Source organism: Proteiniclasticum ruminis (genome assembly GCF_900115135.1).
Taxonomy (GTDB): Bacteria; Bacillota; Clostridia; order Clostridiales; family Clostridiaceae; genus Proteiniclasticum; species Proteiniclasticum ruminis_A.
Genome location: NZ_FOVK01000001.1, coordinates 24,147 through 38,018, shown reverse-complemented (window position 1 = coordinate 38,018; position 13,872 = coordinate 24,147). Strand labels below are relative to the sequence as shown.

Annotated in this window: 17 protein-coding genes; all 17 read right to left on the bottom strand. The window is 48.6% G+C overall.

The window, feature by feature from the left end:
• Nucleotides 1-100 precede the first annotated feature (100 nt).
• A complete protein-coding gene (locus BM243_RS00210) occupies nucleotides 101-1,456 on the bottom strand; it encodes a YjiH family protein (RefSeq protein WP_074908733.1) in 1,356 nt (451 codons plus the stop codon).
• A 302-nt stretch (nucleotides 1,457-1,758) separates the two neighbouring features.
• Entirely contained in the window at nucleotides 1,759-2,211 is a 453-nt protein-coding gene (locus tag BM243_RS00205; protein WP_074908729.1) for a hypothetical protein, read from the bottom strand.
• A 113-nt stretch (nucleotides 2,212-2,324) separates the two neighbouring features.
• Nucleotides 2,325-3,155: an ethanolamine utilization protein EutJ gene (gene eutJ, locus BM243_RS00200; RefSeq protein WP_074908726.1), complete on the bottom strand. Its 831-nt coding sequence runs from the start codon at nucleotides 3,153-3,155 to the stop codon at nucleotides 2,325-2,327.
• A gap of 28 nt (nucleotides 3,156-3,183) precedes the next feature.
• Entirely contained in the window at nucleotides 3,184-4,341 is a 1,158-nt protein-coding gene (locus tag BM243_RS00195) for a 1-propanol dehydrogenase PduQ (protein WP_074908723.1), read from the bottom strand.
• Between the two features lie 6 nt (nucleotides 4,342-4,347).
• On the bottom strand, nucleotides 4,348-4,800 hold the full coding sequence (locus tag BM243_RS00190; RefSeq protein ID WP_074908720.1) for a cupin domain-containing protein: 453 nt from the start codon (nucleotides 4,798-4,800) through the stop codon (nucleotides 4,348-4,350).
• A gap of 16 nt (nucleotides 4,801-4,816) precedes the next feature.
• Nucleotides 4,817-5,932: an ethanolamine utilization protein EutH gene (gene eutH, locus BM243_RS00185; protein WP_074908717.1), complete on the bottom strand. Its 1,116-nt coding sequence runs from the start codon at nucleotides 5,930-5,932 to the stop codon at nucleotides 4,817-4,819.
• A gap of 11 nt (nucleotides 5,933-5,943) precedes the next feature.
• Complete coding sequence (locus BM243_RS00180; protein ID WP_074908714.1) at nucleotides 5,944-6,237, bottom strand: hypothetical protein; 294 nt, start codon at nucleotides 6,235-6,237, stop codon at nucleotides 5,944-5,946.
• 19 nt (nucleotides 6,238-6,256) lie between these two features.
• On the bottom strand, nucleotides 6,257-6,802 hold the full coding sequence (locus tag BM243_RS00175) for a BMC domain-containing protein (protein WP_074908711.1): 546 nt from the start codon (nucleotides 6,800-6,802) through the stop codon (nucleotides 6,257-6,259).
• The gene (locus tag BM243_RS00170) at nucleotides 6,799-8,136 is read right to left on the bottom strand and encodes a 4Fe-4S dicluster domain-containing protein (protein ID WP_074908709.1); all 1,338 of its coding nucleotides are present in this window, start codon (nucleotides 8,134-8,136) and stop codon (nucleotides 6,799-6,801) included. The genes BM243_RS00175 and BM243_RS00170 overlap by 4 nt, the downstream gene beginning before the upstream one ends.
• Nucleotides 8,133-8,414, bottom strand: coding sequence for a EutN/CcmL family microcompartment protein (locus BM243_RS00165; RefSeq protein ID WP_074908706.1), 282 nt, complete (start codon nucleotides 8,412-8,414; stop codon nucleotides 8,133-8,135). Before BM243_RS00165 ends, BM243_RS00170 begins: the two co-directional genes overlap by 4 nt.
• Entirely contained in the window at nucleotides 8,401-9,057 is a 657-nt protein-coding gene (locus BM243_RS15085; protein WP_143093514.1) for a hypothetical protein, read from the bottom strand. The genes BM243_RS00165 and BM243_RS15085 overlap by 14 nt, the downstream gene beginning before the upstream one ends.
• The gene (locus BM243_RS00160) at nucleotides 9,057-9,839 is read right to left on the bottom strand and encodes a hypothetical protein (protein WP_074908704.1); all 783 of its coding nucleotides are present in this window, start codon (nucleotides 9,837-9,839) and stop codon (nucleotides 9,057-9,059) included. Before BM243_RS00160 ends, BM243_RS15085 begins: the two co-directional genes overlap by 1 nt.
• Before the next feature lie 69 nt (nucleotides 9,840-9,908).
• Complete coding sequence (locus BM243_RS00155) at nucleotides 9,909-10,196, bottom strand: BMC domain-containing protein (RefSeq protein WP_031577848.1); 288 nt, start codon at nucleotides 10,194-10,196, stop codon at nucleotides 9,909-9,911.
• A 60-nt stretch (nucleotides 10,197-10,256) separates the two neighbouring features.
• The gene (locus BM243_RS00150) at nucleotides 10,257-11,723 is read right to left on the bottom strand and encodes an acetaldehyde dehydrogenase (acetylating) (RefSeq protein WP_074908700.1); all 1,467 of its coding nucleotides are present in this window, start codon (nucleotides 11,721-11,723) and stop codon (nucleotides 10,257-10,259) included.
• Nucleotides 11,720-12,310 carry a BMC domain-containing protein gene (locus BM243_RS00145; RefSeq protein ID WP_074908696.1) on the bottom strand — a complete coding sequence of 197 codons (591 nt, stop codon included), beginning with the start codon at nucleotides 12,308-12,310 and terminating at the stop codon, nucleotides 11,720-11,722. The genes BM243_RS00150 and BM243_RS00145 overlap by 4 nt, the downstream gene beginning before the upstream one ends.
• A 20-nt stretch (nucleotides 12,311-12,330) precedes the next feature.
• The gene (gene eutL / locus BM243_RS00140; RefSeq protein ID WP_074908692.1) at nucleotides 12,331-12,984 is read right to left on the bottom strand and encodes an ethanolamine utilization microcompartment protein EutL; all 654 of its coding nucleotides are present in this window, start codon (nucleotides 12,982-12,984) and stop codon (nucleotides 12,331-12,333) included.
• A 20-nt stretch (nucleotides 12,985-13,004) separates the two neighbouring features.
• A complete protein-coding gene (gene eutC, locus BM243_RS00135; protein ID WP_074908689.1) occupies nucleotides 13,005-13,865 on the bottom strand; it encodes an ethanolamine ammonia-lyase subunit EutC in 861 nt (286 codons plus the stop codon).
• Between the last annotated feature and the right edge of the window lie 7 nt (nucleotides 13,866-13,872).

The following is a 13,872-nucleotide window of genomic DNA, read 5'->3' as shown; positions in this document are numbered from 1 at the left end:
AAAAACCTGCGGACAGCCGAAAAACGCAGTTCTTTCTTGCACAGGAACTGCGTTTTTATAAATATCATCTCAATGTATATGTTTTCTTTTCAAAGGTCAGTTAAAACGAAAGGATCCCCAGAGCACCCAGAATCTGTGTGATCAAGATCAGGAGCGGTATGGATAGTAGGGTTCTGAAGAGGAACAGCTTCACCACATCGAGAAAACTCATGCCAATCTTGGTCTTCACTAAGATCATACCGGTTTCAGACATGAACACCAGCTGGGTGAAGGCCAGAACTCCGATGAAAAATCTGGATGCTTCCGAGGCAGACCCGCTGATGAAAAGAGCTGGCAGATACATATCCGCAAATCCTGCCACGGAGGCTGGCGCCATAGAAGCTGCCACATCTTTGGCATAGCCAATGAACTGGTAGAAATATAAAAACGGAACACTGATGATGTCAAAAAATGGGGTGTATTCCGCAATGATCAGAGAAAGGGTGCCAATGGCCATGATGGTGGGCAGAAAGCCCACGTAGATGTTCAGGATATTTTTCAGCGCTTCAAGAATCACCTTGAAGATCTTTGCAGAATCCGCCTGCTGCAGAGCCTCTTCGTATGCATGGGCCAGAATGCTGCTTCCTTGGGGCACCTCTTTTTTCTTCGGTTCCATCCCTGCATAATAAGTTGGCTGGAATTTCTTCAGGGGCATTCTGGACATGATGAAAGCTAGTACCACTGTGATGAGGGCAATGGATCCATAGAATATGGGGAATATACTGCTGAATCCCAGTTCTTCTGCCACAGCGGACGCAAAGGCGATGCCCACAATGGAGAAACTGCTGGCGATGATATACGCTTCTCTCTTGTTATAGTACCCTCTCTGGTACTGCTGGTCTGTCAGAACAATACCGATGGTGCCATCTCCCACAAAGGAAGCGATGGCATCCACGGTGGAATATCCAGGCACGCGGAAAACTTTCTCCATGACGGGACCAAGAAGGACTCCCAAAAACTCTACGATACCAAAATGAGTCAAGAGTGGAAGCGCCAGAATTCCTACAAAAAAGGTGATATAGAGTGTTGTGAGAAGTCCGCCTTCTCCTGCCATAAGACCACCGGTATTGGGGTCCAGGATCATGTTTCCAATGGAAGTTCCTTCAAACCAGCCGTTCAGCACCATGAGGTAGAGAAAAGAACCGGCAATTCTTAATAAAACATTGAATGGACTCGCTTTAAAGATCTCATTCCATTTTTCATTCTTAGACGTATAGAACATAAAAACTGCAGTCATAAGCAGCACAAACCAGGCAAAGGCCTGTGTGAACATCATGAAAGGTTCAAGAAAACTTCCAGTCACAAAACTGACAATATGGGAGATGAGGATCTTATTTTCTCCTTGTATGGTAAATGGCATCAGGAAAAAAATGAATCCAAAGGTGGATAAAAAGATAAATTTCAATTTATTTGTCATGCATAGGCCTCCTTTTTTTACAACGTTGCTTAGGATACCATATACGACCTGACAATACAACGATATACATGCATAATTCTTCATTTGGATGTATAACTTTTACTTCATTAAGAATTTATTTATAGAATGGCCACAACAGCAAGCATTTCTCAATCCTCTGTATAAATCAATGAATAATTCATCTGAAGACACTTTTATACAGAAATTCCAGAGTTTTCATGCAAAGTTATCCAAAATGGACCCCTGTATCTGGCGATGTCCTGATTCCGGTCTTTACAGATTCTCTTCATAATAATACAGACTTATAGAGAAGGAATCACCTCATTTTCCATCATGGGTTCCTCATAGTGGTATTCTGTTTCTTTGAAATGATAGATCTCCATCTCTACCCTGAAAAAACCGTCCTGATAGCGGTACCCTGAAAACACACTGCGGTTATAACCATAGCTTTCATCCACGATCTCCCAGCTGCTTTCGGTTAGATCCTCCTTAAACTCCTCAAAGGACCTCTCCTTGACAGAGTCTCCCTCATAATAGCGGATCGCTGAAAAGTCCCAGTCGATGCCGCCAAAGCGCACTTCACCAGGCCCCGTGGCAATCCACTTTTTATTCACCTCTGCTCTGAATCCTTCTGGGAAATACAGGATCAGTTCTCCTGACAAAGGGTTCTCCCCCGCTTTAAAGGTGATCTTTTCCACCCGGGCATCATGCAGACTGACAGGAAGCATGAGATTGGGCTTTTTATAAACATTCATAAGGCTTTGCACTCCTTCACATAAATACATAGAACCATAGAAATTTCCCTCTGACGACTGGATGCTATAGATCTCATCCATGGGTCAGAGGGAACCTTTTTCTTTATTTCATTCTACTGCTCACCACTGCCCAGTGCAATGCCCAAAGGCGTCACCAGGAAGGGATTTTGAGGCTTATGGACAGGAATGCTGAGATAGTCCTGAAAAACCTTCTCCATGCCCGTAAGGCAGCAGGTGCCTCCTACGAGATAAATGTTGTCAATGGCGTACCCTGATACATGACGCTTCACGATACTGGCCATTTTCTCCAGCACCGGCCGCACCACTGGAAGGATTTCCTGGTGCCTTTCCTTGTCCTTCTTTAGGTTCTCTGCCTCTTCGTAGGGGATTTTATAGTGTCCTGCCAGCACCAAGCTCAGATGCACACCACCGGTGGCTTCATCTGCCACATAGACCACTTTGCCTTCCTGAAGCACGGAGATTCCTGTGGTGCCTCCACCGATGTCCACAATGGCTCCGGATAGAATCCCTAGCACCCCATTGGCAGCGGTAGGTTCATCCAGAATCTCTATGACGTCGAGCCCTGCGCCTTCCACCACATATTTATGACTTTTGCAGTCGGCTTCCTGGGTGCCTGGAGGCACTGCAATGGCTGCATGATGAAGCTCTCTGCCGAGCCTTTCCTCCAGTTTATCCTTGAGTTTTACGACAATCTGACGTGCTCCCACAAAGTCCACCACAAGTCCATCCCGGACCACCTGGGCATACTGCATTTCCACCGCCAGAGGCCTGTTGTTTTCTCCAAGCGCCACCAGAACTATATAGGCAGTGCCAAGATCCACGCCTACTTTGATCTTCTCATTCTTTTCTGGAAGACTGGTGTTTCTCTCCACAGATTCCAGTGCTCTGATTTTCTCATTTGCAGATTGCAGTTTCTCCGCCATTTCATCACCCTTTTATATTTTCAGCAGTTCAGATGCCATAGTAGGATTCGAGATAAAGCCTGACGAGATCTTCCGGCTTTGGTTTTCTTGGATTGCTTCCCGTGGTGAAATCTGCCATGGCCTTTTTCACCATACCCGGAATACTCTTGATAAATGCCTCTTCCGATATGCCCCACTCTTTGATGCTTCCTGGAACCCCCAGAAACGCCTTCAGCTGTCTCAGTTTCTCTTCCATCCCCTTTGCCTCACACAACGGGGATTTTCTGAAGACCATGCTGCTTCCTAAAGCGTCATACCGCTTGCCGGTCTCATGGCCATACACTTCCTCCTGCCGGTTGTACCGGATGATCTGAAGAAGCAGCATGGCATTGGCAAGTCCGTGGGGAATCTTATGGGTGGCGCCAAGAGCATGGGCCATGCCATGGGTAAGTCCCAGGCCGCTGTTCTCAAAAGCAAGCCCTGCGTAGAACGACGCCAGATGGACCTCCATCCGGGCCTCGTCCTCACTGACCTTTTCATACATCTCGGGCAAAGAGGCGGATGCGAGCTTTACAGCCTCCAAGCTGTAATGATCCGACATCAGATGGTGTTCCCGGGACACATAGGCTTCTATGGCATGGGTAAAGACATCCAGTCCTGCGTAGGCGATGACTTTTTGAGGCAGCGTACTTGTAAAAATAGGATCGAGCACCGCCACATCCGGCAGCATCCTCGCATCTTTTAGAGGGATCTTCAGCCCGTTTTTCGTATCTGTGACCACCGAGTAGGAGGTCACTTCAGACCCTGTTCCACTGGTGGTGGGCACTGCCACAAAATAAGGCTTCAGGATTTTTTCCGGTTTGATCACTTCTTCTTTCACTTTCAGGCAAAAGAACATGATGGCTTTCGCTGCATCGATGACAGAGCCGCCACCCACAGCGATGAGCAGATCCGGTTTGGTCACAAGGATATGTGAAAGACCGCTGAGAATGGTGTCTAATGATGGATCAGGCTCCACCTCATCAAAGATGCGGTAAGATACACTAAGATCTCTCAAGATTCTCTCCAGCGGCTTCAGCATCCCCAGAGAAACCATGGATTTGTCGGTGACGATGCATACTTTTTTAAAAGACAGGCCGTAAAGTTTCCGCAGGCTGTATTTCCCGTACCAGACTGTGGGGCCCATCTGAAATTCATACCTGCTCATACACATCTACTCCTGTTCTGCCCAGTCGGCAGGATACGTGACATACATAAATCTGGTCTTGCCTGGTGCGACAAAGGAAATGGAGCTGCCTTTGGGGATGAAGAGAATGTCTCCTTCTTCTCCCCGGATCACTGCATCTCCAATTTTGATTTCCAGTACCCCTTCGATGATATAGTCCACTTCATCATACTGGAGAGTCCAGGGAAAACTGGACTCCTCCATTTCCATGATGCCCGCCATAAGACGGGGACTTTCTTCCAGGGTCATCACATCAGACAGAAACACTTTTGTGCCTGGTTTTCCTGTGTCAAAAGGTTCTGGTCTTACGCTTCTTCCCTTCACCACAAGAACACCGCTCGTTTTGTCCACACATTTTTCCATGGGCTTTGTAAGGCCAGCCATCTGCTCCTGTAGCACTTTACGGATGACAGCCTCCAGCTGTTCCTGACTGATTTGCATATTGATCCCTCGCTTTCTAAGACTCCTTCACATCGGACTCTTCTTTTAGATCCGCTGCTGCATTTTTAGGGGTCAGCATCATGGCCAGCATCACCGCGGTGATACCACCCACCAGTTTACCCACAACCATTGGGAAAATCATTTCCCGGTTGACACCAGCCGTGAACCCCAGATGGTCTCCAAAAACGAAGGCCGCACTGACGGCGAATGCTGTGTTGATGACTTTACCTCTGTTGTCCATGTCCTTCATCATACCAAACATTGGAATGTTGTTGGCAAGGGTCGCCACCATACCGGCTGCGGCCACATCGCCCATGCCAAGAAGTTTTCCAGCAGCCATAAGAGGCTTTTTGAAAACCTTCGTAATCACATAAACCATTGGGAAAGCACCTGCAAGAGTGATGGCGATGGCTCCAACAATCTGAATACCATCAGAAATGGGTGCCATACCAGGAATCACCACAAGACCTGTAAGGGTCTCGATGATGATGGCTGCGGTGGCAATGGTGATGACGATGACAACACCCTGACCAAAGCGGTTGAAGCCTCGGATCATTTTGTCAGGCATCTTCCAGAGACCCACTGCAATGAGTGCTGCAACGATGATGATGGGCACCAGATTCGCAACAACCATGCCCAGGCTGAACCCAGCCACAAGTCCACCGACAAAAGAACCGATGGGAATGGTGATGATACCGGCAAGGATTCCCTTGGCCAGATAAGGATGATCTTCTTTCTTAATGATCCCCAGGGCGACAGGGATGGTAAATACGATGGTAGGTCCCATCATGGCGCCTACAATAAGTCCTGCAAAAAGTCCTGCTTCCTGGGTTTTTGCCAGTTCCATAGCCAGAGGATATCCGCCCATGTCGTTGGCTAGAAGAGTGGTGGCGAACATGGCGGGGTCAGCGCCAAGGAAAGTGTAGACCGGTTCAATGATGGGTCCGAGAATTTTCGCCAGGACCGGTGCAATGGAAACAACACCCACCATAGCCACAGCCAGAGTACCCATGGCCATGATACCTTCATCAAACTTCTCTCCGAGTCCAAATTTGTTGCCGATGATCTTGTCTAAAGCACCCAGTGCCATGAAGACCACCATGATGTAAATAATAATGGTACTGATATTCATTTTAATCCCCCCTATTTGTTACGTAGTATCACAGCGATTTTTTCTGCAAGTGCCGGGTCTGTGACTGAAAATTCCTTCGTGAGAATCCGCTCAATACGCAGCGCAAGATCCTCTTCCTTCACGCAGGGACATTCCTCCTTTTTTTCTACGGACACTTCTTCCCCATAGACAATGCGGATCTGCTTTTCTCTCAGATAATCCATGGCTCCAGGGGTTAAAATGGTTCCCTTTTCAGCCACAAAGCATTTGGCATCCGGCTTCAGAAGTGTTCTCAGATTTTCCTTTGTAACGAGACATTTTTTCATGGTGTACCCTCCTAGTCTCTTACAGTAATGCATCATAGAGCTCTTTGGTCGGTGATGGGATCACCACAGACTCCAGTAGAAGCCCTTCTTTGGCAGAGACACGCTTCCCTGCCTCGATGGCAGCTTTTACAGACCCCACATCTCCTGTCAGGGTCACAAAAGCCTTTCCGCCGATGGCCATACCCAGCCGTATTTCAATGAGCTGGACGAGACCTGATTTCACAGCAGCATCAGCCGCGGACACTGCGCTGGTGAGGGAATAAAACTCCATGACACCGAGGGCATCAAAGAATTGCACATCCTGAAATCCCTGTACACTTCTGATGGTCTGCGGATGAGCATTGGCGAGAACCAGACGGTCCACCACATAATGCTTCCCCACAGCTTCTCCCGCTTCCACGGCTGATTTCACCGCGCCCACATCTCCAGTGACAAGAATCATGTACTTACCTGGACAGGCTGTCTTGGCTGTGATGAGCGTCACATCCCCTGCCTTCACCATGGCGTCACAGGCCTCTATTCCTCTGCAGATGCTGGTGAACTCCAGCATACCGATGGTTTTCATGCATTTTCCCTCCTTTCACGCACAATCGTCACGGCGTCGTCTACTGCGGTGACTCTGCCGGAGATAGATGCATGCACTCTGGATCCATGATCTGTCATTGGAAGGTCTCCGATGAGTGTGCCTTTCTCCACAAAATCCCCTACTTTCACACAAGGCACAGCTGGTTTCCCGATATACTGGCCCAGTGGGATTCTCACTTGATCCGTTTCTATCTCCAGATAGGAAGGTTTTCCAAGATCATAGTATTTTCTGATATCCAGTCTTGAAAGAAGCCTGTCCACTGGGACATAACGGTTTTCTCTTTCCGGCTGCACCGGTCCTGTTTCAAAGCTCATCCGGATGCCGTTTTTCCTCAGTTCCTGTTTCAGGAACACATTGACAATTCTTGGAGAGATATTCATAGGGCAGGCAAAGAGCTCACAGATGCCGCATTCACAGCAGAGAAGCGCTTCCGCAAACCGCTCATCATACACATCATGAATGCCAAAGGCACGCATGATCTTATGGGGATGCAGCGGGTGACCGATGAGATATCTCGGGCAGTACTGGGTGCAGAAACTGCACTGTATACAGGCTGCCCTGGTTTCGTTTTTGATGGCGGTGAGGGACTTGGTCCCTCTTTGCACCAGAGCATGATGCTTCGGTACGATGAGGATGCCTCCGGTGGTTTTTCGAACCACCACATCCTCCGCTTCCTCCTGGGTCACAAATTTTCCCATCATGGGACCACCCGTGAGAATCATATACTCATCCAGCGTACTGCCGCCGGCTTTTTCAATGACTTCTGAAAGGGGCGTGCCTACGGGCACTTTCACGACCTTGGGTTCCTTTACTTCACCGGTGACCGTCAGGTATTTATCTGTCACGGGAATGCCATTTTGGGCATCATAGATACTTTTCATAGTGGCGATGTTGGAGACGACAATATCCACATGAAGGGGAATCCCCCCTGCAGGCACTGCCTTCTGAAAGGCCTCATAGATGGTGATCTGCTCATCCCCTGCAGGATAGAAGTTCTCCATGGAGAAGATTTCAATATCATAATTTTTGTCCTTGATTTCCTGCGTAAAAAGACCGATGAGATCCTCATATCTTTTTTTCGTGGCCAGCACAGCACGTTCCGCTTTCAGAAAAATCTTTGCTGCCTGTATGGCTGCCAGCATTTCTTTATAATAGTTTTCCATCTGAAACTTATCCGTATAGAGCAGCGGTTCACATTCTGCACCGTTGATGAGAAGATATTTGGGGGAAGATGCATATTTGATGTGGGTGGGAAATCCCGCTCCACCTTCTCCTATGACTCCTGCCAAATAGATATTTTCAAGAAAACTCAAATCCCATCACCTGCCTCCACTTCCACTTCATCAATGATCCCCACAATGGTGGCGTCCACAGCCATATCCTCCCGTCCGAGAATCTTTCTGGCAGAACTTCCACTGACCACAATGACAAGCTCTCCAATGCCTGCTCCCACCACATCGGCGGCAACAATAGCCCTGGATGTTTCTCCTGTTCGGGGGTCATAAGGACTGACAATAAGAAGCTTCAGTCCGTTCAGTGAGGGCTCTTTTTTGGTGGCCCAGACGTTCCCCACCACTTTACCTGTCAGCATGGTCCTCTCCTCCTTCCTTCACTACGGTACAGATACCATATTCTTTCATGAGATCCTTTGCCAAAGGGGTAATCAGTGTCTGTTTTGTCACACAAATCGTCTTTTCCCCTTTCAAGATCCATTTCTTGACTTCACTTTCTGTGACGAGAGTTCTTTCTGTCCCTTTTCCTGACCCTGGAGCTTCTCTAAATTTCTTCTCTTCTTTGACCAGAAGCACTCCGTAACTTTCCAGACGCTTCACAGCACTCTCATAAAGATCAAACAGCGCCTTTTTGCAGGTTTCTTTCTTTTGCACATGGACCAGGCTGTCCACCTCCAGGTATACAGGCTTCCCGGCCATGAGCCATTCCATCACCGGTCCCAGACATCCGTTTTTTCCCTCTGCAAGAAGCATCAGATGATCTGGTGAAAGGTCCTTCAGCATCAGGGCATCCGGCGCATCCTCTTCTCTGAAGCTCTCCGCAAAGGTCACAATATACGTATCCGAAAACCGGTTTGTGATTTTCTCACAAGACGCAGCGTCTCTGGAAAGAACCATCATTTTCTTTTTCATTCCATTCTTCTCTTCCAGTGATTTCAGCTCTTCCAGCACTTTCCGGATGATCTCTTCCATCATGGCTGCCTCCTCCTTTCCAAAAAACATTACTCTCCCTGCCCGTACTGGGCAAGAAGCATCAGATAGTATACTGCACTGGAAAGTCTGTTGAGGCTCTCCACGATGTCGTTTCTATGGGTTTCCAGCTCTTCTTTGAACGCTTTCACCGCGATGATCTCCACTTCACGGACTCTCGTTCGGAGGCAGTTCAGGTGGATCACCGCAGGTCTTTCTCCTCCTGTGAGCACCAGATGCCCTCCACTGAAGAAGTCACTGGGTCTGTGGGTGACTCTTCTTACTTCCTCATAGTCCATGCCGAGCAGCTCAAAACTTTTCAGCGGATCTCCAAGGACTTCTGCCCGCATGATTTTCCGAAGGTGAAGGTAAGCATCCTTCAGCCCCTTATAAAGACGCTCGTCTTTCTCATGATTTAGAAGAAGCATTCCACGCAGGAACTCTGCTTCCAGAGAGTCAATCCGCCCTCGAAACTCGATCCTCGGATCATCCTTATACACCAGAAGATTCGCATAAAGCTGGGTCATGGCTTCCGGTTTTTTGCTGTAATATTCGCCCGTATAGAAATTTTTGTATTTCTTGGGATCCTCAGGAGCATTGGAGGTGGCCTCTCTTTCGTGCACCGGATGGGGCACTTTATGAATAGCCTGGGGCTCCTTCAGCGATGCTTCCTCACTCACAATGAGCGCCACGCCCTTCTCCTTCAGAAATTCTCTGGCAGAAGGGGTGATCACTTCATCTTTTCCCGCCACATATTCTTTGAATTTTTCATTTTTCCATTTTGTCCGAAGTTTCGATTCGGTTAGTACGGCCATTTCTTCACATCCTTCCTTTGTGAACCCGGGGACCGCCTAAGCGGTCCCTCTTCACAGTCTTTGTGTGAATTAGATTTCCTGTTTCTTTGGAAGAATGAGTTCCACTTCCTGATGAGGTCTTGGGATCACATGGACAGAAATCAGTTCTCCCACTCTCTCCGCTGCTGCTGCGCCGGCATCTGTTGCTGCCTTCACTGCCCCTACGTCTCCACGTACAAGAACGGTCACAAGTCCTCCGCCCACATGCTCTTTTCCGATGAGTGTGACATTGGCTGCCTTAACCATAGCATCTGCTGCCTCGATTGCTCCGACGAGTCCCTTTGTTTCGATCATTCCCAGTGCGTTTGTGTTTGCCATTTTCATTTCCTCCTAATTTTTACTACTTCTTATTTTTTTGTTTTGATACCAGGTTTTCATTTACTTTGTCATTTCCCGAAGGATCTTGCGGACCACTTCTTCCAGATCCAGATCACTGGCTACGCTTGAAGAAGTTTTATCTAAGGCTTCTGAGCTCTTTATGACATCTTCCACCTCTCTCACACCATAGGCCATACGGCGTACATCGATGAGATTGAGCGGAGAGATATTGTCTGATGTGGCACTTCCTCCAATGGCTCCGCAGCCAAGGGTCAATGCGGGCATGAGATTGGTGGTGGCGCCAACAGCTCCATGGGTGGTGGAAGTGTTGACGAGGATTCTGGATGCAGGCTTACGAAGGGCGAACTCTCTGATGATGGATTCATTATTGGAATGGATCCCTAAGGAGTGTCCTTCTCCACCGTACTCCAGAATCTCAATGCACCGGAGACAGGCTCTTTGCCAGTCCGGTTCCACATAGAGAGCCAGAAGTGGGGAAAGTTTTTCTCGGGAGAATGGGTAGTCCTTACCCACGCCTGTTTCTTCTGCCAGGAGCACTTTCGTCTCTGGCGGCACTTTCAGTCCCGCCATTTCTGCAATCTCCAAAGCAGACTTTCCAACGATTTTTGTGTTCAGTGTCCCCCGTGGTGTCTGCACCACAGGATCCAGAAGCTTTTTCTCTTCAGAACTGAGATAATAGCACCCCGCTTTCTGAAGCTCTTTCAGCATGGGTTCAATGACAGCGCCTTCGATGACCACAGACTGTTCTGAAGCACAGATGGTGCCGTAGTCAAAGGATTTTCCCTGAACGATTCTTTTGGCGGCCAGAGCAAGATCTGCTGTTCTTTCCACAAATACCGGCACATTTCCGGGTCCTACCCCCAGGGCTGGCGTTCCGGAGCTGTAGGCAGCTTTCACCATGGCGGATCCGCCCGTGGCTAAAATAAGATTCACATCCTCATGTTTCATGAGGCCGTCGGTAGCCTCCAGAGTGGGCATAGAGATGCATCCAATGAGATCTTCCGGTGCATGCTCCTCCCGAAGGACTTCCTTCATCAGGTTCACCGCAGCCAGGATACATCCTTTGGCTGCAGGGTGCGGTGAAAGCACGATGGCATTTCCCGCCTTCAGCGAGATGATGGCTTTGTAGATGGCCGTGGAGGTGGGATTGGTGGAAGGCACAAGGCCTGCGATGATTCCCACAGGAATGCCGATCTCATAGATTTTCTTTTCCGCATCCTCATGGATGAATCCCACGGTCTTCATGTCCTTGATGCTCTCATAAAGGAGTCTCGAAGCCACCAGGTTTTTAACAGTCTTATCCGGCACATTGCCGTATCCCGTCTCTTCCACCGCCATTTTTGCCAAGGCTTCCGATTCTTTGTCCATACGTCTGGCCAGAGCAAAGACCACCCGGTCCACCTCCGCCTGACTGTAATTCTTTAACTCTTTCTGCGCAGTTTTTGCTTTTCTGACAAGATCCCGCATCTCCTGCAGGGATGCCAGATCCCGATCTAATACTGTCACGATTTACCCCTCCTTTCCTGCGCTGCGATGATTTCTTTCAGTAGTGTTTCTTTGTTTGCAAATTTAATCTGATTTTTCGGGATGGCAATGCCTTCCACGCCTCGGGCGATGCGTCTTAGTTCCACCACTTTCAGCTTCTCCATCATGTCTTTTGTGAAGTGCTCCTGTTTCGGAAGTGACTTCTCCACATTCTGGCTTCCGTCTTCTTCCATGGGCTCCACAGGTGGTTCTTCTTCGCTTTCTTCTTTCGCGGGAGATGGTTCACTTCTCTTATCTTCCACGGGATCTTCCGGAGAGGGCTCTTCTTCTTTCTCTTTTTTCAGAACCATAGGCCATACTTCCTCATCCAGTCTTGGAATCACATGACTGGAAAGAAGAACTCCAAGCCTTTCTGCTGAGGCTGCACCGGCATCCACCGATGCTTTTACCGCAGAAACTTCACCTTGAAGGGTCAGGGTCATGATGCCTCCCTTGACCTTCACAAGATCCACCACAAATACTTCTGCTGCTTTTAATGCTGCATCCGCCGCTTCCACAGCGCCTACAAAACCATATGTCTCTATGAGACCAAGTGCGCTGTTTTTCATCTTTTCACCTTCCTATTGAACTAATACTTTGTAGGCTGGTCGGCGACGAAGCAGACGGCTTCCTGGAACGCGTCGCAGGCTGCTTTACAGGCGGATTGACTGCCAGTGAGAAGACCGCCGCCGAAGTTTGTTTCCGATGGAGGGCCATAAAATGCGGCCATTTTCACATCAGCAGCTTTCAGTGCGGCATCCAGAGCATACATGGCTTCCAGTGGTGGTGCGATGAGATAAGCAATGGCTTCGCCTTCTTCAATACCTGCCACCTGGGACAGATAGGATCCGGATCTTGAAATGCAGTGCGCATAGTAGGCGATGGTGTCATCCTCATTGGCGCTGTAGAAGGCAGCTTCATTTTCGATGAAGTCCACGATGGCATTGAGTCCGCTTCTCACTTCAGCAGGGTTAGGTCCGGAGATGATGCCGATGACTTCACCGGCAAGCTTCGTATTGGCATTGGCTGCGCCACCATAGAAGGATTTGGCGTAGACCACCTTCACATCAGCTTTCTTTGTGGCTTCATCCAGGGCTGTGTAGGAAACATCATCACAGTCGGATGTGAAGAGCCCAAGACTCATATGGCCTTCGGGAAGACTAAATTCCTTTACCATATCTGGATTCACATTGGGGATGATTTTCATACTGAGTATGCTGGGTTGCAGTTTATCGTATTTCACGGTTTATTCCCTCCTTGTTCTTATAGATTAAGACCCACACCGGTCATTTTCTTTTCCAGCATGATCTTGATGAGTGAAGCGATATGTGCACCTGCTTCTGTGGCAGGTGTACCTTCCTTATGGATGTTTGATACTACAGTTCTCTTGGCTTCGGGAATTCCCGGATAAGCTCTGTAGGTCATATAGCAGCTCATACTTTCTCCTGTGGCAAGTCCTGGTCTTTCTCCAATGAGAAGAATGGTGAGCTCTGCATCCAGTGCCTGGGAGACCTCATCCATGGAGCCCACACGGCCGTATTTGATGAAAAACGGAGTGCCGCACTCGATGCCGTATCCTTTCAGTCCGCTCAGGATGGCAGGCAGAATATCTTTGAGATTGGCTTCAATGGCCGTGGAGCTGAGGCCATCAGAAACGATGATCTGCACTCTTGGCTTCGCTTTCGCAATCTCCTTGATTTTCTTCGTGTTCTCCTCATCAAACTGTCTGCCGAGGTCTGGTCTTGTGATGTACTCTTCTTTATCGTGGATCTTTGTCTGTACCGTGGGCAGATTCAGCTCCTTCAGGAAGTTTTCATCCACATGGGACCATACTGCATCCTGAGCTACGGCGTGATCTGCACGGAAGCGGAGCAGCGTCTCTGTGGTGTTTCTGGGACCGGTTCTCCAGATTCCTACACGGGCTGGTGTTTTCTTTTTCAGCTTCATGTACTGGTCTCTGTTCTTGGGGTTTGGCACATAGAACACTTCCTGAATGGGTTTTGCAGTGATGTCCCGGATGGTGCCGTCATCCACAGGAGCACTCTTTTCTCCGCTGCTTTCTTCTTTGCCCATTTCTCTCATGACTTTTTCAATGACTGCTCTTAATTCCTGATCTGTAATCATTACTAGT

Excerpts from the sequence above, each read along its gene's own strand:
- BM243_RS00210 (WP_074908733.1), bottom strand. The coding sequence starts at position 1,456 with ATGACAAATAAATTGAAATTTATCTTTTTATCCACCTTTGGATTCATT.
- BM243_RS00205 (WP_074908729.1), bottom strand. The coding sequence starts at position 2,211 with ATGAATGTTTATAAAAAGCCCAATCTCATGCTTCCTGTCAGTCTGCAT.
- eutJ (WP_074908726.1), bottom strand. The coding sequence starts at position 3,155 with ATGGCGGAGAAACTGCAATCTGCAAATGAGAAAATCAGAGCACTGGAA.
- BM243_RS00195 (WP_074908723.1), bottom strand. The coding sequence starts at position 4,341 with ATGAGCAGGTATGAATTTCAGATGGGCCCCACAGTCTGGTACGGGAAA.
- BM243_RS00190 (WP_074908720.1), bottom strand. The coding sequence starts at position 4,800 with ATGCAAATCAGTCAGGAACAGCTGGAGGCTGTCATCCGTAAAGTGCTA.
- eutH (WP_074908717.1), bottom strand. The coding sequence starts at position 5,932 with ATGAATATCAGTACCATTATTATTTACATCATGGTGGTCTTCATGGCA.
- BM243_RS00180 (WP_074908714.1), bottom strand. The coding sequence starts at position 6,237 with ATGAAAAAATGTCTCGTTACAAAGGAAAATCTGAGAACACTTCTGAAG.
- BM243_RS00175 (WP_074908711.1), bottom strand. The coding sequence starts at position 6,802 with ATGAAAACCATCGGTATGCTGGAGTTCACCAGCATCTGCAGAGGAATA.
- BM243_RS00165 (WP_074908706.1), bottom strand. The coding sequence starts at position 8,414 with ATGCTGACAGGTAAAGTGGTGGGGAACGTCTGGGCCACCAAAAAAGAG.
- BM243_RS15085 (WP_143093514.1), bottom strand. The coding sequence starts at position 9,057 with ATGTTTTTTGGAAAGGAGGAGGCAGCCATGATGGAAGAGATCATCCGG.
- BM243_RS00160 (WP_074908704.1), bottom strand. The coding sequence starts at position 9,839 with ATGGCCGTACTAACCGAATCGAAACTTCGGACAAAATGGAAAAATGAA.
- BM243_RS00155 (WP_031577848.1), bottom strand. The coding sequence starts at position 10,196 with ATGGCAAACACAAACGCACTGGGAATGATCGAAACAAAGGGACTCGTC.
- BM243_RS00145 (WP_074908696.1), bottom strand. The coding sequence starts at position 12,310 with ATGAAAAACAGCGCACTTGGTCTCATAGAGACATATGGTTTTGTAGGC.
- eutC (WP_074908689.1), bottom strand. The coding sequence starts at position 13,865 with ATGATTACAGATCAGGAATTAAGAGCAGTCATTGAAAAAGTCATGAGA.